This is a genomic window from Saccharicrinis sp. 156, assembly GCF_050589685.1.
Taxonomy (GTDB): Bacteria; Bacteroidota; Bacteroidia; order Bacteroidales; family Marinilabiliaceae; genus Saccharicrinis.
Genome location: NZ_JBNGOS010000009.1, coordinates 24,675 through 46,726 on the forward strand (window position 1 = coordinate 24,675; position 22,052 = coordinate 46,726).

The 22,052-nt window shown below is 39.8% G+C and carries 12 protein-coding genes; 9 read left to right on the forward strand and 3 right to left on the reverse strand.

Features of this window, described 5'->3' with window-relative positions; genetic code table 11:
* The first annotated feature begins 58 nt into the window (after positions 1 to 58).
* Positions 59 to 2,917 carry an Ig-like domain-containing protein gene (locus tag ACRD64_RS07080; RefSeq protein ID WP_430932577.1) on the forward strand — a complete coding sequence of 953 codons (2,859 nt, stop codon included), beginning with the start codon at positions 59 to 61 and terminating at the stop codon, positions 2,915 to 2,917.
* A gap of 145 nt (positions 2,918 to 3,062) precedes the next feature.
* On the opposite strand, the gene ACRD64_RS07085 is transcribed toward ACRD64_RS07080, so the two are convergent.
* Entirely contained in the window at positions 3,063 to 3,944 is an 882-nt protein-coding gene (locus ACRD64_RS07085) for an AraC family transcriptional regulator (protein ID WP_430932578.1), read from the reverse strand.
* A 396-nt stretch (positions 3,945 to 4,340) separates the two neighbouring features.
* Positions 4,341 to 5,768: a sulfatase family protein gene (locus tag ACRD64_RS07090; protein WP_430932579.1), complete on the reverse strand. Its 1,428-nt coding sequence runs from the start codon at positions 5,766 to 5,768 to the stop codon at positions 4,341 to 4,343.
* 539 nt (positions 5,769 to 6,307) lie between these two features.
* Between ACRD64_RS07090 and ACRD64_RS07095 the strand changes: the two genes are divergently transcribed.
* The 4 genes from ACRD64_RS07095 to ACRD64_RS07110 are packed head-to-tail and all read left to right on the forward strand — an operon-like array spanning position 6,308 to position 11,574.
* Positions 6,308 to 9,148: a glycoside hydrolase family 2 TIM barrel-domain containing protein gene (locus tag ACRD64_RS07095; RefSeq protein ID WP_430932580.1), complete on the forward strand. Its 2,841-nt coding sequence runs from the start codon at positions 6,308 to 6,310 to the stop codon at positions 9,146 to 9,148.
* Positions 9,149 to 9,170: 22 nt separating this feature from the next.
* Positions 9,171 to 9,383 (forward strand): hypothetical protein, encoded by a 213-nt coding sequence (locus tag ACRD64_RS07100; protein ID WP_430932581.1) that lies wholly within the window; start codon positions 9,171 to 9,173, stop codon positions 9,381 to 9,383.
* Between the two features lie 44 nt (positions 9,384 to 9,427).
* The gene (locus ACRD64_RS07105) at positions 9,428 to 10,684 is read left to right on the forward strand and encodes a hypothetical protein (protein ID WP_430932582.1); all 1,257 of its coding nucleotides are present in this window, start codon (positions 9,428 to 9,430) and stop codon (positions 10,682 to 10,684) included.
* A gap of 29 nt (positions 10,685 to 10,713) precedes the next feature.
* Complete coding sequence (locus ACRD64_RS07110) at positions 10,714 to 11,574, forward strand: hypothetical protein (protein WP_430932583.1); 861 nt, start codon at positions 10,714 to 10,716, stop codon at positions 11,572 to 11,574.
* 476 nt (positions 11,575 to 12,050) lie between these two features.
* On the opposite strand, the gene ACRD64_RS07115 is transcribed toward ACRD64_RS07110, so the two are convergent.
* On the reverse strand, positions 12,051 to 12,284 hold the full coding sequence (locus ACRD64_RS07115; protein WP_430932584.1) for a hypothetical protein: 234 nt from the start codon (positions 12,282 to 12,284) through the stop codon (positions 12,051 to 12,053).
* Positions 12,285 to 12,582: 298 nt separating this feature from the next.
* Between ACRD64_RS07115 and ACRD64_RS07120 the strand changes: the two genes are divergently transcribed.
* From ACRD64_RS07120 to ACRD64_RS07135, 4 genes are all read left to right on the forward strand, one after another.
* The gene (locus tag ACRD64_RS07120; protein WP_430932585.1) at positions 12,583 to 15,588 is read left to right on the forward strand and encodes a glycosyl hydrolase; all 3,006 of its coding nucleotides are present in this window, start codon (positions 12,583 to 12,585) and stop codon (positions 15,586 to 15,588) included.
* A gap of 26 nt (positions 15,589 to 15,614) precedes the next feature.
* Positions 15,615 to 17,027, forward strand: a complete 1,413-nt coding sequence (locus ACRD64_RS07125; RefSeq protein ID WP_430932586.1) for a hypothetical protein — start codon at positions 15,615 to 15,617, stop codon at positions 17,025 to 17,027.
* Positions 17,028 to 17,180: 153 nt separating this feature from the next.
* Complete coding sequence (locus ACRD64_RS07130; RefSeq protein ID WP_430932587.1) at positions 17,181 to 20,315, forward strand: SusC/RagA family TonB-linked outer membrane protein; 3,135 nt, start codon at positions 17,181 to 17,183, stop codon at positions 20,313 to 20,315.
* Positions 20,316 to 20,476: 161 nt separating this feature from the next.
* Positions 20,477 to 22,045, forward strand: a complete 1,569-nt coding sequence (locus ACRD64_RS07135; protein WP_430932588.1) for a RagB/SusD family nutrient uptake outer membrane protein — start codon at positions 20,477 to 20,479, stop codon at positions 22,043 to 22,045.
* Positions 22,046 to 22,052: the final 7 nt, after the last annotated feature.

A 22,052-nucleotide genomic window follows, 5' to 3' on the forward strand; every position in this document is an offset into this window, starting at 1 on the left:
AATGAAAAATCTGCGACTTTATATTTTAATATTTGGATGCCTTTTAATCCACAAGGAAATGCACGCTTTTAGAGTGTATCCTACAAGTGCACAAAACGAGTTAATGTTAGATAAAGCCAATTATCCCTTTATTGCTGAAAACGCAGATGGATTTAATTTGCAACACGATAGTTTTGCTCCCTTTTCCAGTTCACAGGTAGCCACCATTTTTAACCAGTTTACCAATAAAAATTTCATCAACCACGGCGTTTATCATGGAACTGATATTTATACGATGTCAACCATGACCAAAACTCCGAATTTTGCCAACGTTACGGCTTTTATGTTGTATAACGAAGCTCCCGCAATGGATGCAGATGAATGGACGGATGCATTAGGTCAGAATGTTACCTGGCCATTGATAACACACTGTCGCAGTTATAATGAAACTTCTACCCACGCTGAAATAAGAAGCCAAATCATGCGTACATCAGGTATTATGATGGAGTTTAAGGTAACAGATCCTGGTAAATATGATGATGCAGCCAAACTCATGAAATATTGTGTTGATAATGACCGTATGGTTGTGTTTCTAACTACATTTCAGGAAACGCCAGAGATTTTCATCTCTGCATATAAGGAATTCTATTATTATTTAAAAGAAAATCTGGATCCAAGCTACCTAAGTTCCGATCATGTCATATTTGTTCCTAATACTTATTCCGATGATCAGGTTTTTCCAGAAACACTTGGATATGGAAGTACATTTGGTGTAGCGCATTGGCTCATCGATCAGAAAAGCAAAATAAATGATGGTTATATTCAGCCAAAGATATCTTTTTCAACACCCTGCCATGGCGATTATTTTGAAAATCATAGTAATATAGATGTAAGTATAACTGTAACAGAAGCAACAGTTAGTAGCGCAAAGTTGTATATAAACGATGTTTTGGTTGGAGAGGATACCTCTGCGCCCTATAGTTGGAGTGGGGCAGAATTGACTGACCTTACTACGGGATATCATGAATTACGCGCTGTTGTGACAGATATTTCAGGTGTGGAGACACATAAATCCATAAGAGTTAAGGTTCTAAAAGATCCACCAGCAATACCTGGTTTCTTTTGGGCAGATAATTTAACGAGTTATCAGTTAAGGAATGATCCTCACCCTGATGGATATATTCGTCATGTGTATGGAAAAGAGTGGGTTGATTATAAGGTGGATGTGGCTCATACTGGTATGTATGATGTGGATGTTGACTTGTTTGTACAGCGCTCTAAGCAGTTTGGTGGAACTATTATTATTAAAAAAGGAACCCAGGAACTAGGACGTTTCACGACGGTGTTAAATGATCCGGCACAGGCTCCGATTAATGGTTTTACAGAAACACCGGTAGCTCTAATTAAGGATATTCCATTGTCGGAAGGATTGCAAACATTAAGGGTGGAATTTAAACACCCAAACGGAATAATAAAGCCTCAGTTTTACTTAAATAGTTTCAACTTTATGATTCAGGGAGCACCAGAGATTAATTTCATAACTCCACAAAAGAATGAAGCTGATGAGTATAATTATTACGATGCGCCTGCAGCAATCGAGATTGAAGCGGGTATTACTTCACCCAGAAGCAATGGGACAATAGCAAACGCTAAATTATACATCAACGATGTTGAAGTTAGTACTTTAACTGAAGCCCCATTTATATGGAATAACAATCAGGACGTAGAAGCTTTGTTAAACTTGCCAGAAGGCAGCTACACTATAAAAATAGAAGCAACAGACGATTTGGGTTATCGCTCCTTTAACGAAATTGACCTAAAAGTAATTGCCCGACAGCCTTTCAATACAAATCTTACTATTCCCGGTGTTATAAAGGCCTATGAGTTCGATTTAGGTAAAGAGGGTATCGCTTATCACGATTTTAACGAAGGCATTGAGCGAGGATTGGGTGGTGCTCAAAATCCACGATATACTAAAGCTGGCAACGAGGATGTTGAGATAGAGATGAGTGCTGGCAGTTATAGTGTTAGTGCGGTTAGAAATGGTGAGTGGCTAAGTTATACCATGTCAAGTGTTGAAAAAGGGATATACGCTATTTCTTTGAACACCTCAGCAAATGCCGGTAAAAGTGCAGATGTAAGGGTTTGGTTAAATAATAAGATAATTACCACAGTACCTATTTCAGAAACCGCAAATAGTGGATTTACTACCTATAAAAATTTTACCGTTTCATATATTGAGATTCTTGAAGATTTGGAGAAGGCAAATATACGGTTAGAGTTTATTAATCCTTCTATTAGTAATTATCTTTGCTTTTTTAAGGAGTTTGAATTTAAGAAGATAGCTGATGATCCGAAATCAAGTGATGGCACGGTTCAGGTAAATCTGACAAAACCAGGAGGTGATATAACTCGTGAGAAAGGTTATACCTTAGATGTTGCCGTAAATGCAAGCAGCTCAGCTGGAAATATCTCAGAGGTTATTCTATTCATTGATGGAGAAGAGGTAAGAAGAGATAATTCAGCACCATATGAATGGGGGCATGCAGATTCTCCAAATCCGCAGGAATTAAATGGTTTATCTCCTGGAGAGCATGAGATAAAGATTGTAGCCCTTGATGTAAACAATAATTTTGGAATAAGCAGTTTTAAGCTAATGGTTGAAGCCTCAACAAGTGCAGGATCTAACGTAAAAGCTACAGATATGTTCTCTGTATATCCTAATCCGATGAGTACGCATTTAACTGTGCAATTAAAACAATTGTCACAGGCCGATGTTTTTGTTTATAACATAGCCGGAAATTTAGTTTATCAACGGAAGAATGTAGTCTCACAATGTGTTATTGATAGAAATAAATTTTTAAACTCAGGCACCTATTTTATTCGCATCTATAATCATAAATATGGGTATCATACGCAAAAAATGATTGTTCATTAATTATCTTTAGAGGCTATTATAAATATATAGGTTTAAATAATTAAATGTGAAAAATGGATGGTATGATAATATAAGTACAATCCATTTTTATCATCCTTGTTCAAAGATCCATTCAACTCACAATATTCAAAAACGAAGTACTACTTTAAATACGATTTTTCTTTCTAAATTGTACTGGGGTTATTCCTACCTTATCTTTAAATAAACGATTAAAATAATAGTCGGACTCGAAACCCAAAGAAAAAGCGATTTCTTTTTGTGTTTTGTCAGTTTGTATCAAAAGCTCTTTTGCTTTCTCTATTTTAAGCTGTAGATAGTATTGCAATGGTGAGCTACCTGTTTGTTTTTTAAAATCGATACGAAACTTTGAGTAGCTAACGCCAAAGTCGTGGGCTATTTTCTGGAGGTCAATCGATTTATCAATTTTTTTATACATTAAATGTTTGGCATAGGCTACCATTGAGTTGAAGTAATCATCGTTGTTATTGCTTTGTTGAATATTGTATGCTTCTGCAACCAGTTGCATGCAAATGCCTGATGCCAGACGCTGATAACCGAAAGGCTCATTTTTGAATAACTTAAAAAGGGTATCGAAATAATTTAGAACAGATGCCCTGTTGCATTTGTGAATAATTGGTTGGTTGGGTTTGAAGAAGCCATTGTTCATTAGGTTTTTAGCCACATCTCCGGAAAAACCTACCCATTGTTCGTCCCACCCTGTTTTTTTAAAGGGTTTGTAGCGATGCCAAACGCCAGGAAATAAAATAAAGCCATCACCTGCCGATATCTTTTTAACACCAGTTTCCTTACTCTCAAAAACACCTTCTCCCTTGGTAATCAGTACAAAATGATACTCGTTAAGTATACGGCCTTTTTTCCATGAAAACATATAACTGCCTGGATGCCCTTTGGTTGGATAATCTGATCCTTTTTCAATTTTGTTGGCACCAATGTCATTTATATAAAAGCCCCACTTTTTGTCATTCTCAAATATCATCATGTACCTATGGTAGCTATTGTCTTTCATCTGTTTAAAAATTGGCAAAACCTTTATAATCAGTATGTATATTAATCTCCGAATCAGGTTCGGAGTAGGCTCTTGAGACTAGTTCGAAACAAGTTATAGGAGCTAAAACTGTGGGAAAAGTTTGGAGCTTGTTAATAGTGCCCCCAACAATGAATATTATAAATTTATTCATAGTGTTTTCATAATTCTTATGGCGAAACAGATCTATATTATAAACACTTCCACACCAGTTTTTATTAGCTTGCCAATCCATGTCTTGCACACTTATGTCTTGGTTTTCAAGTCTTTTTTCTTTTCAATTTAGGTTGTAGCCTCTTTCTCTTTTCTATACTTTGTTTAGAAGTGGTTCAACAATGCTTTAGTTCCGGCGCCCCTTAGATACGCCATAAAGTATAGTTATTCAGATAGTTTTATAGAGTCTTTAAAGTCCCAATGGTAACCCCAGTCTTTCATATACTCCGCTCCATCTAAAAACTGATCACCTCTTTTGTCTAGCATCTTTTGTAATTTAGCATCTAAATCTTCTTGCAAAGTTTTATACTCTATGTTTCCAACTAAATTATCTAACTGATAAGGATCGTTTAAATTATCATACAGTAACCATGGGCCGTTGAGGTCTTTGGCATAGGTGTATTTTTCAGTTCTGATTCCTCTGAATTCTTTGCCTCCTTTTTTATAATTCCATTGGTGAAAGGGTACCGGACATGTAATAAACGCACCATCAATATCCAGTTCTTCTTTTCCAAGTAGCTGTCCGGTATAATCGACACCTTCAACAGATTCCGGAATATGTAAATTACACATGCCTAATAAAGTGGGCATAATATCAGGGAAAGAGAACATTTTTGTCAGTTTTTCACCGCCTTTTAATTTTGCAGGGTATTTTAACATAAAGGGGACAAGGATTGATTCTTCCCAGGGTTTTTGCTTTTTTGTTTGATCGTGAGAATATAGCATATCGCCATGATCGGAAGTAAACACAAAAATGGTTTTTTCATCTAACCCTAATCTTTTAATCTCTGCTTGCAATTCAGCAACGCAATAGTCAAGTGCTGACATGTGTGCATAGTATCCACGAATAGCTTCTTTGGCTGTTTCTGATTTATCTTCTGGTACATTAGGGCGAAGTGAGATATCCATGTCCTTGTACATTTCTCTGTATTTTATAGGCGCTGAATTGTAAGGTGCGTGCGGAGGGCCAAATGAAAGGAACAAAACAAATGGATTTTCTTTATGGGCCTGCATATACCTGATACCATCTTTGGTTTGCGCAATGGCATCGTAACCGTCCCATTTATGTTTTGTGTCTTGTTCATCGAAATAAACCGAGTTATTATAATTATGCGTACACTCATGAACTTTCCAATAGTCAAAACCTTGACGACGATCAGAAGGTACTGGCTTAGAACGTCCATCACGATGACTCTCTCCTGGAGCATGACCGTTAATATGCCATTTACCTATGTATGCTGTCTGGTAACCATTCTCTTTGTATACTTCCGCAATACAAACTTCTTCTGACTTTAATGGTTTGTCGTTATAAAAAACGCCATGACTAAGCGGATATTTTCCAGTCATTAAAGATGCTCTGGCCGGAGTACATACGGGTATGTTAGAAATGGCATTGGTAAATACCACTGACTCTTTTGCTAGTTGGTCTATGGCCGGAGTTTTGACTTGTTCGTTGCCAACAAAACCTAAGTCCTGGGCTCTCCACTGATCAGTTAAAACAAAAACGACATTGGGTTTTTGAATTTCTTTATTGTTTTGTTGGCTACATGACATGAATGAAAGAGTCAGCAAAGCTAAAAATATTTTATGCATCAGTTTAATATTTTAATAATGTGTATGCTATTTTATTTACAACATTAAAAATGCCTAAGATTTGGATAATAGCAATGAAGTTTTTTGTCATTTTTTTGAATATATAACCCACAAATGAATTATTGTGTCATGGAGGTTCGTAAGTTCATGTGTTATATACAAGCTCCTAAAATGTCATAAATTATCTGATAATCCGGGCTAACTTTAAATTGATTTATTTGTGTTGTTCAAAATAACGATTAGATAAGATATTTGTATGCTTCAGAAGTTCATTTTTTTATTTGTCAACGGAAAGAAAACCAAAGTATATCGTATAGGATAATGGTTGAATCATAAGGAACAGATGACTTATCTTGACCTATTAGTTCAAGTTTTGTGTAAAATTTAAATGTTTTGCAACATAAGTTCTGTTGCGTCATGTATATAATTCCTTTTTTAACTCCAAAAGTTTACAATGCCTTAAGCAATGTAAAAATAGAATATGATTTTAAGGATATTGCTATTTTCAAAAGTAGTGTAACGCTTTAAAGAATTAAAAAATGAAGGATTCTAACTGTAAGACTTTTTTATGGCTAATGATTATTAGCCTTTCTATACCAACTATCGTTGCACAACGAAAAGTATTTTTATCTGGGCAAGATGCCGCAACAGCGATCGACTGGGAATTTAAAATCAGTGATGGACGTAATAGCGGTTTCTGGACCACCATACCAGTGCCATCCAATTGGGAAACGGAAGGCTTTGGTTACTACCTCTACGGGATGGATAAAATGGAGAAACGAACACCTCCTTTAGGTTATTACCGTCATTCGTTTTCTTTTTCCAAGCAAAAGGCTAAGCGTTACTTTATCACTTTCCAAGGGGCGATGACCGATACCAAAGTCACCTTAAATAATAAAGAAGTAGGCTTTCATCAGGGCGGATTTACTGAATTTAAGTATGAAGTGAGCGATGCACTGAAAGATGGCGAAAACCGATTGGAAGTAGAAGTGAACAGTACATCTACTGACGCTTCTCTTGCAGCTGCTGAGCGCTATGCCGATTTCTGGCTATTTAGTGGTATTTTTCGCCCCGTATTTATTGATGAGGTTCCTGATGAGTTTATAGAAAACGTTGCCATTGATGCCCAAATGACAGGCGATTTCAAAATGTGGGTGTATACCAATGGTGTAGAAGAAGCCAATACGATTTCGGCACAGGTCTATGATGCTAAAGGTCATAAAGTAGGTAAGTCATTTTCGGCAAAAATTCAAGGTGAGAAAACAGGGTTAGTTTCTGGTTTTGATGATGTTGGCCTTTGGTCGCATGAGTTTCCTCAACTGTATTCTGTCGAAGTTCAATTGAAGAATAAGAATAAAGTGCTGCATACTTATACCCAGAAGTTTGGTTTTCGAACCTTTGAGGTACGCGATCACGATGGTTTTTATCTGAACGGGAAACGCATTTTATTGAAAGCGGCTAATATGCACAGTTTTAGTCCTGAGACGGGCCGTACACTTGCTAAAGCTGATATGGAGGAAAACATCCGTATCATGCAGAATTTAAATATGAACTGTGTACGCCCATGTCATTATCCACCGGATACCTATTTATTTGATTTATGTGATTCTTTAGGTTTGCTTTGTATGGATGAAACAACGGGTTGGGTTAAACCGCTTGCTACGCCAATCGGAACACAAATCGTTAAAGAAATTGTGACGAGGGATGTGAACCATCCGTCCATCATCTTATGGAGTAACGGTAATCACAATGCACATAATCCTGAACTTGACCTGGTATTTCATCAATGGGACATTCAGAAACGTCGTCCGTTAAAAAATGCACCTAAAAATGGCGATATTTTCAGAGGGTATACTCCTGAATGGGACATTGTGAATACAACCTATTATCCTAATTACGAAACCGTAAAGTGTGCCTTGTTTGAGCAAGATCATATTTATCTGCCCAACGAAACTTTACATGCGCTATACGACGGTGGTGGTGGTGCCAACCTGAAAACCTATTGGGATATGTTTGAGGCCTCAGAAGTTGGGGGCGGTTTAACCATCTGGGCGCTGTTTGATGAAGGATTGATGCGCACAGATATGGGCTACATTGTCGATAACCAGGGAGCAAAAGCTGCAGATGGTATCATTGGGCCACATGGCGAATGGGATGGTAGCTCTTATGCGGTTAGAGAAATTTGGTCGCCCGTTGTGATTGGTAATAAAAATATCGGCGTTGACTTCGATGGTACCTTAGAGGTGCACAATAAATTCTCGTTTACCAACCTGAACCAATGCCACATAGAATGGAAACTGATTAATTTTGCCAACCCCGATGGTACACCCAACGGACACAGGACTGTGGCATCCGGAAAAATAGATGCAAATGTGGCAGCAGGAGAGAAGGGAACGCTTTCGTTCGAAATACCCGAATCGTATGTGAATAACGATGCGCTTGGCATCCAGGTGTATGATACCAAAGGGATCCAGGTGTATGATAAGCGTATGCCTATCACCACCTCAAAGCGACCTGACTTTAGAGGGTCATTTAACGCCGGCTACAAGCAGTCAAAGGTTGATGCCTTTACTTTCCAACGCTATAAAACGACCTTGAAGTTTGATCGTAATAGTGGGATTTTGTTATCGGTGTTGGATAATGGTAAGCTTACCAGTTTGGCCAACTTTCCATTCTTGACATTTGGTGAAGCCGATACTACGCTCGTCAATAGTTCTGTCAAAATATCACATGTCAGTGTGAATCAAGAGGGCAATGATTGGATTATTGAAGCTAAAGATACCAAAGGTTTCGACTATCTTAAGTGGACGCTGAAAGCCAACGGAGAAATAGCCTTGGACTACGCCTACACCCTTGATGAAGGCAAGTACCACTACGCCGGTATTGGTATCGAAGTGAGGGCTGAGGATGTCTTGCGTAAGCGCTTTCTTGGTCAAGGCCCTGAGCGTATCTGGAGCAACCGTAAAGAAGGAGGTGTCCTCGATGTGTATTCGGTAGAAAAACGAGTAAATATTCCAGGTCAAGTCTATAATGCACCTGCTTTTGAAGGCTGTTTTGCACCTTGGAATTGGGCCGTGTTTTATTTGGATAATCATCTAAATCTTGGCTTTAAAAATCAATCGGATGTGATTTTAGGTGTACTCAACCCGACCAATGCCAAAGATCCCAAACAAGCCCAATGGACTTATCCGACAAGAGAAGGTTTTTTCTTTTTCGATTATATCTCAGCTGTTGGTTCCAAATGGAAGAAGCCAACAGAGTTTGGGCCAGATGCACAACCTCATATGATTAACCAGCAGGTGAAAGGTTCCGTTTCTATGTTCATCAACTGGAATAAACCTACTGTAAAAGCGAAACGTGTGGATATGGAGCTGGAGTAAATTTAATATAGGATAAGTACTTATGAATAGTAGATTATTATATCGAAGCTTTGTCTTGCCTATTGCTACCTTTTCGTTGGCGATGAATGCCCAGCGCAAAATATATCTTTCAGGCGAAGATGCTGCCACTGCTGTCAACCGGGATTTTAAAATCGATCATGGCGGCAGTGGTGTTTCCCGGACAACCATTCCTGTACCCTCTAACTGGGAGGCCGTAGGTTTTGGGTTTTTATGAAGATTGAAGATTAGTAATGAAATTAAAAGTTAATATTTATGTTTATGAATTATTTGAAGATGAAGTTTATACGAGCATTAATGTTAATGCTAAGCTTTTCCGCTTTCTTTGTTAAGGCGCAAGAAGCAAATTTAACAAATGCGATTGTCGGTGAAGATGTCGTTTTTGAAGAAAAAGCAGGTCTGGTAGCAGTGGAGGCCGAGTATTTTTATAAACAAAGCCGTACGGATATCAGGCAGTGGTACCGTTCCTCAAAATTCGAAGAGCCAAAAGCAGGCCGTGATGAGGATACCTTGCATGTCTACGGTTCTAGTAAAAATGCTTATATCGAAATTTTACCTGATACCCGCGTGACTCACGACGACCCGCTGGTAAGAGGTGAAAACTTTAGTGATATTCCTGGTATGATGGCTACAGTTCACTATAAGATTAAATTCACAAACCCCGGACGTTATTATGTTTGGGCACGGGCGATGAGCACAGGAGGCGAAGACAATGGTGTACATGTTGGCTTGAATGGACAATGGCCGGAGCATGGACAACGCTTACAATGGTGCATAGGCCGAAACCGCTGGACCTGGAGTAGCAAGCAACGGACGAAAGAAGTACATTGTGGTATTCCTTATGCCATTTACCTGGATATTGAAAAGCCAGGTGTACATGATGTGCAATTTAGTATGCGCGAAGATGGTTTTGAGTTTGATAAGTTCCTGTTAACAAAGGATAAGTATTACAAACCTGAAGGTAAAGGCCCTGAGGTGCTTGCCAATGCTATGCTCCCCGCTGCATATGCTTCTGTACCTGCACCCGTCATCCGAAAAAATTATTTCCAGTTGGTAGCGGAGGCATTGCCTGAGAATAAATCCATAGCAGCACAGAAATTTCCATCAGTCGGTACCGACTTTTATACCCATGGTAAAAACTGGATGGCCATTAACCCCAATACCCATAAAGAAGCCACTACCAGCACTGCATTCAACTTTGAAAGCGGGAAATACGATATTGTATTTATTGGTGTTGGAGAGAATGATGGACGTTCGACCTTTCAACTATTGGTGAATGGTAAAGAAGTGGGTACCTACCATCCACAGCCGACCGAAAACATGTTTGAAGAAGGTAAAGATTTTAATGCACTCTGGAAAAACATTGAATTAAAAAAAGGTGACAAGCTTACGGTACATGCCAAAGTAGGTACAGATGGAAAGGAATTTTGTCGTGCACGATGGGCCGGCTTGGTGTTTGCGCCCGTGGGAAAAGGGGAAAAAATCCAGAATTTTCCTTCAACCTTCGATCCTAACTAACATTTGATATTACAGAAAAACAAAGCATTATGAATAAAATAGCTCTATTAATAATCGTCCTTTTTACTGTTTCAACAACAGGTTCAGCTACTGATATTAACCCACCTGCCGGTCGTATTGCCATTGTGGCCGATGGTAACTCTCCGGATCCGGATGATCTGGGAGGGACTGCCGTAACCATAGCCTTGTTAAGGGCTGCAGGTCTTGAAGATAGATTGGTGCACTATTCCCACAGTTGTGATATTGTTAGAAGTAATAGGATATCGGAAGAAGCGGAGAAAGAGCGCCATTTAATGATGCAATTAACCTGCGACGGAACAGCAAGACGCTGGGGAGGTTTTGAGCACATCGACTTTATTGACGCAAAGCGGAACTTAGATCTTGCCATCAAGGATTTGGCCAGTGCTATTAATGCATCAAGTGCCGACAATCCATTGTGGATTGTCGAAGCAGGAGAACCTGATTTAATTGGTTTTGCATTGGATGCATCATTAAGGGAGAGACACGAATTTGTAAAAGTGATAACCCACCATCCGGCCAATGACCAAACGGGCGAGTTTTATATGTGGGAGGAGATTTTGGAATTTAACGTTGAAGAGGTGCGTATTCCAGATCAGAACATCCTGCTAAAAGTAGATGAAGAAAAATGGGATTGGGCAAAGGACCATCCAGATCATCGTATGCAGTGGGTGTGGCTGATGGGAAAAATGGCCGAGGTGGATGATGTTGTTAAATTCCAAAAAGGGAAGTGGGACTGCTCTGATGCCGGTATGGTGTATTACTGGATAACAGGTGCAAATGTTAACAAAGGAGAGATTCAGCCTGCAGTATATGATATAAAAGCAATGCTACTAAATTATCTTGAAAAAGAAGTAAGATTGAATCATTAGTAGAGCGTTCTAAAAATTCTATGGAACGGTTTTGTACCCAAAGGTCTTTATGCAGAATCGTTCCGTAATCCCTCAAAATAAAAGATCCCATTAGATCACTAATTCTTTTGTTTTCTATTTCTTTCATACTTTCTATATCAAAGTATCCACTAGAGAAAACATTATATGGTTCAACCTATGAAATTATTACTGAAACAGAAATTCGTTTAGCGCAATATAGAGCAGGAATGTATTTGTTGGAAGTCACTACAGAACAAGCTAGATCTGTCAGGAAAATTATTCTTCAGTAAAGTAGATATTCATTTTAAGTACAGGAGCATCACAAGATCGGCGAAGTCAATGATTGGAATTTTTGAAGAGTTACATCAGGTAGCTTAAAATCATTAAATCAACTGATTCGATTGAGATAATTGATAGAAGTAAAAACCAACCTAACGTTCAGCTCAACCTGTCTTTTTGTGGGGTTTATATCTGTGCTAAACCCCATAAATAAGTATAAAACCATCCTCGTTTAAAATTCTCTTTTTATCGGTTTTCTTCGTCTCAAAAACACCTCCACTTTCGGTAAATGGAACAAACTGAAGTTCTTTTAGCACGCACACTTTTTCCCACGCAAACATATAGCTCCCCGGATGACCTTTGATAAGATTAGAATCACCCTTATTGATTTTTGCACTTCCTAAGCTGTTGACACAGAAATCCCACTTCATGTCGTGTTCAAATGATATTAAGTACTTCCGGTGATTATCCTACAAACCCATGTCATTTCATATAATAAAAATATCAGATTGTCAATATTAAATGGTGTAATTTTTAATGAACTTCATATCCGTAAATTCAGAAAGCAAAGATTAATGTTTTCATAAAAAGGGAGTTTGTGATCTAAATAATATTCTCAACAAGAAAAAAAGAATGTTGGTTGTTCAATGCTAACACTTCTTTTTTAAGTTAAAATGTGCTTTTATTGATATTATATAAATAATAAATAAGTTAAATAAAACCATGGTCATGAATAAAGCTAAAGAAGATAGTTTTATAACGATGCAATTTGTTTTAAGTGTTTGTTTGGCAGTTGTGCTTTTTTCAGCATGTAGTCAATATCAAGGGGATAATTCATTAAAACAAACTTTTTTCAATCCACCCGATGCTGCAAAACCAGGGGTGTACTGGTATTTTATGGATGGGAATTTGTCGCGCAAAGAGATGACAAATGACCTGGAGTCGATGAAGGAAGCAGGAATAAGCCACCTTATTTTTTTGGAAGTAGGGATTGGTGTACCACGCGGCTCGGTCGACTTTATGAGTGAGGAATGGCAGGATTTATATGTACATGCTGTGAGAGAGGCTGAACGTCTTGGGATTAAAATTTTGTTGGGTGCCGGTCCCGGTTGGTGTGGCAGTGGTGGTCCGTGGGTTAAGCCCGATGAATCGATGAAGCATTTGGTATTTAGCGAAACCGAAGTGATTGGAGGAAAACAAATAGAAGTAAAACTTCCCAAACCGAAACAACGCAGTACCACCTGGCATAAAACCAAAGATTCATATTATGAAGATGTAGCGGTTTATGCCATTCCAAAAACAGCGGTTCCGGTGATCGAAGCTATTAATGAAAAAGCGCTGTTTGAAAGAGATCCCTATTCTTCAAAACCAAATGTAAAGCCATATTTACCTGCTTTATCTAGTTATGATGAGCCAGAAAGAAAGAAAATACTTGCTTCTTCTCAAATGTTAAACGTAAGCCAATTTTTAAAAGCTAACGGACATTTTGCATGGGATGCACCAAAGGGCAAATGGACCATCATACGCATGGGTAAAAGAGTAACAGGGGCAGGAACGCGTCCTGCACCTGAACCTGCACTTGGTTTGGAAAGCAATAAAATGGATACCTCTGCATTCCGAAATCACCTGAGAAATTATACCGATATCCTGCTTAAAAAAACCACACCGCGTAAAGAAGGTGTTGGGTGGACTGGTTTTCACATGGATAGTTGGGAAAGCGGTGCTCAAAACTGGACCGATGGAATTGTTGAGGAGTTTAAGAAGCGGAGGGGCTACGATCCCGAACCTTATTTTTTGGCATATACCGGACGCGCCATTAACAGCGTAGAACTTACCGAACGCTTTTTATGGGACTTACGCCAAACATGCAAAGAATTGGTGCTAGAATATCATGTGGAATACGGGAAAGAGTATGCGCATAAAAATGGGCTAGAACTAACCATCGAACCTTACGATATGAACCCGGCAGGCGATTTGGATTTAGGTGCCATTGCTGATGTAATAATGGCTGAGTTTTGGAGCAATGGTTTTGGATTTCATACCATTTATGCAGTATTGCAGGCCTCTTCAATAGCACACATCAAAGGACATCCTGTGGTTGGAGCTGAGGTATTTACCTCACAACCAAAGGAAGCATGGAGCCTTTTTCCCGGGAATATGAAAAACCAAAGCGACTGGGCATTGGCGCACGGAATTAACCGATTTGTTTACCACACTTTTGCCCACAAACCACTGGGTGAAGAACACCGCCCCGGAATGACCATGGGACGATACGGCGTGCATTGGGACCGTGGGCAAACCTGGTGGCCAATGGTGGGTGCCTACCACGATTATATCAGTCGTTGTTCGCATATGATGCAACAAGGGCAGGCAGTGGCCGATATTCTTTATTTAACGCCCGAAGGTGCACCTATGATTTTTACCCCTCCGGCCGATGCATTGGTGGAAAATAATATGATACCGGATAAAAAAAACTACGGATTTGATGGCTGTTCACCCAAAATGCTCATGGAATGGGCAAGGGTTGAAAGTGGAAAAATTGTTTTTCCGGGTGCCACTTCTTACGAGCTTATGGTTTTGCCAAATTTTGAAACCATGACGCCTGACTTGTTAAAAAAGATTATCTCCTTGGTCGAAAAAGGGGCTAAAGTAGTTGGTGCGCCGCCTCTTAAATCCCCAAGTTTGGTTAATTATCCGGCTTGCGATATTGAAGTGAAAAACCTGGCCGAAAAACTTTGGGGCGCACTTCAAACTCCCAACACATTTAGCGAAATAAGTTTTGGAGAAGGTTTTGTTTTTTGGGGAGGAAATCTGGTCTCGGAAGAACTTTACCCAACCTATAAAAGTACTGCTGAACTCTTAACAAAATTAAATATTGCAGAAGATTTTAAATCGGATAACAATAGCATTCGGTTTGGACATCGTCAAACCGCCGACAAGGATATTTATTTTATTGCCAATAGAACAAAGGACTTTCAGAAAACGGTTTGTACTTTCCGTGCAACTGGTCAGCCTGAATTATGGATAGGAACCACGGGAGAAACCAGAAAGTTGACCAATTATACGGTTGAAAACGGTTTAACTAGCATTCCAATGGAATTCTTCCCGCACGAAAGCTTCTTTATTACTTTCTCAGGCAAAGCCGAGCCATCAGTTTCAACTAAAAATGCTGGCAATTTCCCTGCTTTTACTGAGCTTAAAACGCTAGAAGGTGCCTGGGATGTTTCCTTCAATTCAAAATTTGGAGGTCCTGAAAATATTGTTTTCGATAAACTTCAGGATTGGACGACACACAATATGCGCGGCATCAAATATTATTCAGGCATTGCGACCTATAAACAGACCTTTGAGATGGATAATGTGCCTGATAATGTAAGCTACATCGATCTTGGCGTAGTCAACGATATTGCCCGTGTTAAATTGAATGGGAAAGACCTGGGCGTAGTTTGGTGTGCCCCATGGCGTATCGATATTTCAAAGGCTTTACAACATGGAACGAACGAATTGGAGATAGAGGTGGCCAACCGTTGGGTGAATCGTTTGTTGGGCGACCGACAAGAACCCGATGCCAATGTGAGAACCATTAAGTTCAATAACGGATTATTGGGCGGACAGGAATATCGTACAGGTAGGTACACATTCACTACAAAACTGTCGATGAGTGCTTTTCACTATACAGAACCGCTTTCTTCCGGATTACTGGGGCCAGTGCGAATCATGAATGTTGATAATTAGAAATACAAATCCAAAATAAAATATAAATGTCAAAAATAGGATTGTTCGGAATTGGTCTGGATACATACTGGGATCAATTCGATGGATTATTAGAACGGTTAAAAGGCTACCAAAATCAAATTGCCGGTAAAATGATGGAATTTGGTGCCGAGGTGGTTGATGCAGGCTTGGTCGACTCACCTGAAAAAGCACAGTTAGCTGGAGATTTCTTAAAGACTAGCGATGTAGATGTTGTATTTCTATATGTTTCGACCTATGCCTTGTCGTCAACGGTATTGCCCGTAGCACAAAAGTTGAAATGCCCAATTATCATTTTAAACATACAACCGGTTGCAGCCATCGATTACGAAAGATTTAACAAACTGGGTGACCGTGGCGTAATGACCGGAGAATGGTTAGCGCATTGTCAGGCATGCTCTGCGCCCGAGTTGGCAAATGTGTTTAATCGTGCCGGAATTGGCTACGAGTTTATAACCGGCTATCTGGGCGAGGAGGCTGTTTGGGATGAAATGCAATCGTGGATTGAAGCTGCAAATGTTGCTGCCGCCATCCGCACAAATCGTTTGGGCGTATTGGGGCATTATTACTGTGGTATGTTGGATGTATATACCGACCTCACTAAACAAGCGGCTGCATTTGGTACCCACATTGAGTTGGTTGAAATGTGTGAGGTGAAAAAACACCGCGATGCTGCAACTTATGACGAGGTTGAAGCCAAAATCACTGAATTCAAAAGTACTTTCGAAGTAGTTGATGCCTGCGAACAGGACGAGATTGAGCGCGCTGCTCGTACTTCGGTGGCGCTCGATAAATTGGTTGAAGCGCACAACCTGGGTTCGATGGCTTATTACTACGAAGGCGAAGCTGGCAACGATTACGAGAACATTGTAACCTCGGTTATTGCTGGAAATACTTTACTTACCGGTAAAAATGTTCCGGTGGCAGGGGAATGCGAAGTGAAAAATGCACAGGCCATGAAAATTATGGACTTGTTTGGCGTTGGTGGATCATTTTCAGAATTCTATGCCATGGATTTTAACGACGACATTGTAATGTTGGGTCATGATGGCCCAGCTCATTTTGCCATTGCCCAAGGAAACGTGCAACTAGTTCCGCTTCCCATTTATCATGGAAAGCCGGGTAAAGGGTTATCGATACAGATGACCGTGAAACATGGCCCTGTTACCATTCTTTCGGTGGTTGAAGGGAAAGACAAAGTGTTTTTATTGGTGGCTGAAGGAGAGTCAGTTAAAGGTCCTATCCTGCAAATTGGAAATACAAACAGTCGTTACCGTTTTTCGATTGGCGCAAAAGCGTTTATGAATCAATGGTCGAAACAAGGCCCTGCCCACCATTGTGCCATCGGCGTTGGACATATTGCTGATAAGATTGAAAAGTTAGGGCATTTAATGCAAATAAAAGTGGTTAAAATTTGCTGACATAGAAATAAGGAATAAAGCAAGAATAATAAAATTGTTGATTAATATAAAGCCTATGTGATGAGACTGTTAAAGAAAGAGAGGAACTGTTCTACCATTTCCTCCAGAATAGAAGTGTAACTAATACTTTTAATCTTAATTAAATTCAAATTTATGAAAAAAAAGAAAATCATTTATTCATGGATACAGAATGATCCATGGAACAAAACAGTTAAAGTAACGAATGTATTATTCATCCTGTTAGCGATGAGCATGATTTCATTTGCTGCCGATGGCTATTCAGTTAGCAACACAAACCCAGAGTCCGTTTTCCAACAACAAAAATCCGTTACAGGAACAGTAAACGACAATGCCGGTCAGCCACTACCAGGAGTTACGGTGGTATTAAAAGGTACTACCCAAGGAACAATTACCGACATCGACGGCAACTTTCAGATACTTAATATTAAAGCTGGTGATGTGTTGGTGTTTTCCTTTGTAGGGATGGTATCCCAGGAAATAACCGTTGGTAGCCAAACCGTGATTAACGTTACCATGGCAGCTGATGCCATTGGCCTAGATGAGGTTGTGGCTATTGGGTATGGAGCGGTAAGAAAATCAGATCTTACAGGTGCTGTTTCAACTGTTGATGCAAAAGCTCTTGAACGTAATCCTGTTGCACGTGTTGACCAGGCGTTGCAAGGTAGGGCTGCAGGTGTGCAAATTACCCAAACAAGTGGTGCGCCAGGAGCAGGTACAGTTATCAGGGTACGTGGTGGTAACTCAATTCAGGGAACCAACGAACCATTGTGGGTTATTGATGGAATTATAGTTGGTCAGGATTTCAACCTTAACAACCTAAACGCGAACGACATTAAATCGATCGAAATCCTTAAAGATGCCTCGTCAATTGCCATTTATGGCTCGAGGGGAGCCAATGGAGTTGTATTGGTTAACACCAAGAGTGGTGGTGCTACCGGAGGTAAACCACAGATAAATTTGGGTGTTTATGCAGGTACACAACTGGTTCCCGAACGACCTAAATATTTGAGCCAGGTGCAACAAATAGCATATACGAATGAAGACGCACTGTTCAGATCAGCATCGGTGCCATTCCCGAATGATCCTTCAACCTACCCGGATAACGATTGGTTTCACTTGCTATTGGATCCATCTCCTATTTATAATGCCGATCTTTCAATTGCAGGTTCATCAGAGAATGGAAATGTAAAATATTATACTTCGCTAAACTATTTCGAACAGGATGGATTGATTAAAAGCACCGGAATTGAGAAATATATCTTCAGATCCAATCTCGATATTAAATTAAGTGAAAAATTAAGCGCGGGTTTCCGTCTTAATTATTCCAGAATCCATCAGGACAATGGATCATTTGGATACACCAATTTGATTGGAGGTATTTTGCCAACCCAACCAATTTATAATGAAGATGGGACCTACAATGGTTTTAATGAGGTAATTGGCTCACCTTTCTCAAACCCGGTGGCCAAAGCGGCATTAAATACAAACGAAACCTACACAAATAATTTTCTGACAACTGCTTATTTGGAATTTAGGCCAACTGAAAAATGGGTCATTCGTTCTACGTTTAGTCCGGAAATAAATAATACCAAAACGAATGTTTTTAATTCCAGTCAGCAGCCAGACTTATTGGAGGTAGGTGATACCGGTAGCGCAGAGGTGAGAGCCCTGTCAAGTATGGGATGGAATAACGAAAATACCGCTCAATACCAAACGGATTTAGGAGAGAACCACCGCATTACAGCGCTGGCGGGTGCTTCATTTCAGAAATTTAGTGCAGAAAGTGTGTTTGCTGAAGCCTATGGTATCACATCTGACGCAACAAAGTTTAATAATCTGGCCCTTGGATCTGATCCAACGCGGAATATCATCGGAAGCGATTACGATGCATTTCAGATTGTTTCCTTTTTTGGCCGTTTAAACTATTCATACAAGGATAAGTATTTATTGACTTTGGTTGGTCGATCTGATGGTTCGTCACGCTTTGCCCCAGGTAATAAATTCGAGTTTTATCCTTCTATAGCTGGTGCATGGAGGGTGTCGGAAGAAGAATTCATGCAGGACGTAAATTTCGTCGATAATCTTAAGCTAAGAGCTAGTTATGGACGTTCAGGTAGTCAGGGTATTGATTCGTACAGAACTTTAGCACTGATGACTGCAGCCAGTACAACCTTTGGTGGCAGTCAAAACCCGGGCGTAACTTTAGGACGGCCAGCAAACCCAGCTTTGAAATGGGAAACTACCAATCAGCTCGATTTAGCAGTGGAAGCAACGTTTTTTGGTGGACGTATTTTCACAGAGCTAAACTACTATCGTAAGGAAACCAATGACTTATTATTAGAAGTTGTTGTTCCTCGTCAGACGGGATTTACAGGGCAGCTGCAGAATATAGGTTCGCTGGAAAACAAAGGTTGGGAGTTTATTATGAAAACCATTAATGTTAGTAATAAGGATTTTAGTTGGAAATCAACCTTGACATTGTCAGCCAATAAAAATAAAGTTTTAGATCTTGGGGGACAGGAGTATATTGATGTTGTCGTAGATGAAATTTTAGGATCAGGCAATACCCGTATCATTGTAGGTGAACCAACACCCGTGTTTACAGGTGTCCGTTACCTGGGAACATGGAAGAGCCAGGACGAAATTGACGCTTCCGGATTAAACCCTGCTTCTCAGGTAGTTGGAGGTCCTCGTTTTGAGGACAAAAACAAAGACGGAATAATATCTACAGAGGATTATGTCGTGCTCGGTAGCCCGCAGGCTGACTTGGTTTTTGGTTTTGATAATTCAATTACCTACAAGAATTTTGATTTGAATTTCTTCTTTCAGGGGACTCTTGGTAACGAAGTATATAACTTAAGAAGCCAAAATAGCTTGCTTACACGTGGTGAAGCGCCTAAATACATTGATTTAGCAAACAGGTGGACACCAGATAACCCAACTTCGGATATTCCAAGAGCTGGAGCAGATGCCGTTACCCAAATTGTTAGTAACTCGTTGTTTGTAGAGGATGGCTCACATCTCCGTTTAAAAACGGTGCGATTGAACTATAATCTACCGGTTCGTAAGTTAGGTTGGAGTGGAGTGGAAAGGATGTCGGTTTACGCTTCCGGTACAAACCTGTTCCTGAAATCTAAGTTCAGATTAATAGATCCGGAAACAAGTAAATACGGAAAAGATGGCGTGGGAAATATTGCTCAGGGTTTTTCAAGTGGAGAATACCCCGCCGCCAAGGTGCTGACACTGGGTGTAAATGTAACTTTTTAAGAATTGTGCAAATAAAAAAATGTAGATATGAAACGAGCCATGAGTGTAGCTCCTCACACAACTTGTTCTGCCCTAGCAGAATCTTGTCCCGCCTAGCGGGAGGGGAAGCATGATTGGCGTGTTCCATGGAATACCATATATGAACAAATAATTTTAATGAGATGAAAAAGAAACTATATATATATTCTTTATTGATGCTTTTTGCATTTGCAGGATGTGAAAGTTTCCTGGAAGAAGTACCAAGAGATATTATTGCCCCCGAAAACTTCTTTAGTTCAGAAGCTGATGCACGACAAGCTGTAACCGGTATTTATGCGATATTAAAGAATAACTCACTATATGGACAGGTGGGACTGGATCATTTTTATGATAACGGAGCGGATATTATTGAGCCCAACCGTATCGCTGATTTCGTAGCACCAATTGGAAATTATGTAATAGATGAGGCTGTTGCAGATCGGTCTATTCAAAAAATGAGTGTTTCTGACAGCTGGAAGGATCTTTATAAAATAATTCTCAATGCAAATGTGATTTTAGATCGGATCGAAGGGAACGATGCTCTTACAGAGGCTGTACAAACCGATATCAAGGCCGAGGTTTTGTTCCTGCGTTCGTTGTGTTACTGGCATATTACAAACCTGTGGGGCGATGCGCCTTATTACATAGAGGCCTTAACTATCAATGAAATTAAAGTTTTAGGTAGATCCGATAAGCAAATTATTTTGGACGGTATTATGCAGGATTTGCAATACGCGCAGGATAACATGCCCCGAAGAAACCAAATTACTGAATCACAGAGAGGACGAGCATCAAAATGGTGTGCTGCAATGATTATGGCAAAGATTTATATGCAAGAACATGAATGGCAAAAAGGCCTAAGTAAATGTCTTGAGATTATAAACCAATCTTCACATCAATTGCTGCCCACTTATGATGAGGTTTTTGATCCTGAAAATGAATATAACGATGAGATTATCTGGTCATTGGATTTTGCAAAAGACATTGTTGGGCAGTTTGAAGTTGGCGTCCCTGTATTACCAGGGAATGGAAACTGGAGACCAAGTCTGTTTAATCCCCGGTTGAGGGATGAACCTAAAAATTCAGTAGACAGGGCTGCATTGTCTGCAGCGCTTACCGCAAGGGGAGAATCTTTTAATGGTACCGGACTGCAAGTTGCTTCAAAGGATTTTGCTGAAAAATTCCCGTTGAATGATTTGAGAAGACCTTTGAATATAATGGATAGTTATTTAGGTTACGAACTAAATTATCCCTATATGCTAAAATTCATGAACCTGGATTTGGAGACTTCTCCTCGTTTTAACCACTCCGATAACAGGTTGGTATTCCGTTTGGCCGATGTTTATTTGATGGCTGCTGAGTGTGAAAACGAAGCAAATGGTCCTGCCAATGCTTATCAGTATATCGAACCGATTCGGAAAAGAGCTTATGCCACCGAGCCCGAGTGGAAATTATCTGGTCTGTCTCAACAAGAGTTTAGAGAAGCAATTTACGATGAGCGTAAATGGGAGTTAGCCGGAGAATGTATGAGAAGATATGACCTGATCAGATGGGGCATTTTATTGGATGTAGTTCAAAATCTGGAATATCGTTTTTGGACACCTAATTTGAATATTAAGCCTCATCATGTCCTGCTGCCGATACCGTTGCAGGAGTTGCAAACAAATCCTGTCTTATTGGAATCTGATCCTACAAATAATGGATACAGATAAACAGGTT

What these genes read in the sequence shown, in the direction of transcription:
- ACRD64_RS07080 (WP_430932577.1), top strand. Translation starts at nt 59, where the DNA reads ATGCACGCTTTTAGAGTGTATCCTACAAGTGCACAAAACGAGTTAATG.
- ACRD64_RS07085 (WP_430932578.1), bottom strand. Translation starts at nt 3,944, where the DNA reads ATGAAAGACAATAGCTACCATAGGTACATGATGATATTTGAGAATGAC.
- ACRD64_RS07090 (WP_430932579.1), bottom strand. Translation starts at nt 5,768, where the DNA reads ATGCATAAAATATTTTTAGCTTTGCTGACTCTTTCATTCATGTCATGT.
- ACRD64_RS07095 (WP_430932580.1), top strand. Translation starts at nt 6,308, where the DNA reads ATGAAGGATTCTAACTGTAAGACTTTTTTATGGCTAATGATTATTAGC.
- ACRD64_RS07100 (WP_430932581.1), top strand. Translation starts at nt 9,171, where the DNA reads ATGAATAGTAGATTATTATATCGAAGCTTTGTCTTGCCTATTGCTACC.
- ACRD64_RS07105 (WP_430932582.1), top strand. Translation starts at nt 9,428, where the DNA reads ATGAATTATTTGAAGATGAAGTTTATACGAGCATTAATGTTAATGCTA.
- ACRD64_RS07110 (WP_430932583.1), top strand. Translation starts at nt 10,714, where the DNA reads ATGAATAAAATAGCTCTATTAATAATCGTCCTTTTTACTGTTTCAACA.
- ACRD64_RS07115 (WP_430932584.1), bottom strand. Translation starts at nt 12,284, where the DNA reads ATGAAGTGGGATTTCTGTGTCAACAGCTTAGGAAGTGCAAAAATCAAT.
- ACRD64_RS07120 (WP_430932585.1), top strand. Translation starts at nt 12,583, where the DNA reads ATGAATAAAGCTAAAGAAGATAGTTTTATAACGATGCAATTTGTTTTA.
- ACRD64_RS07125 (WP_430932586.1), top strand. Translation starts at nt 15,615, where the DNA reads ATGTCAAAAATAGGATTGTTCGGAATTGGTCTGGATACATACTGGGAT.
- ACRD64_RS07130 (WP_430932587.1), top strand. Translation starts at nt 17,181, where the DNA reads ATGAAAAAAAAGAAAATCATTTATTCATGGATACAGAATGATCCATGG.
- ACRD64_RS07135 (WP_430932588.1), top strand. Translation starts at nt 20,477, where the DNA reads ATGAAAAAGAAACTATATATATATTCTTTATTGATGCTTTTTGCATTT.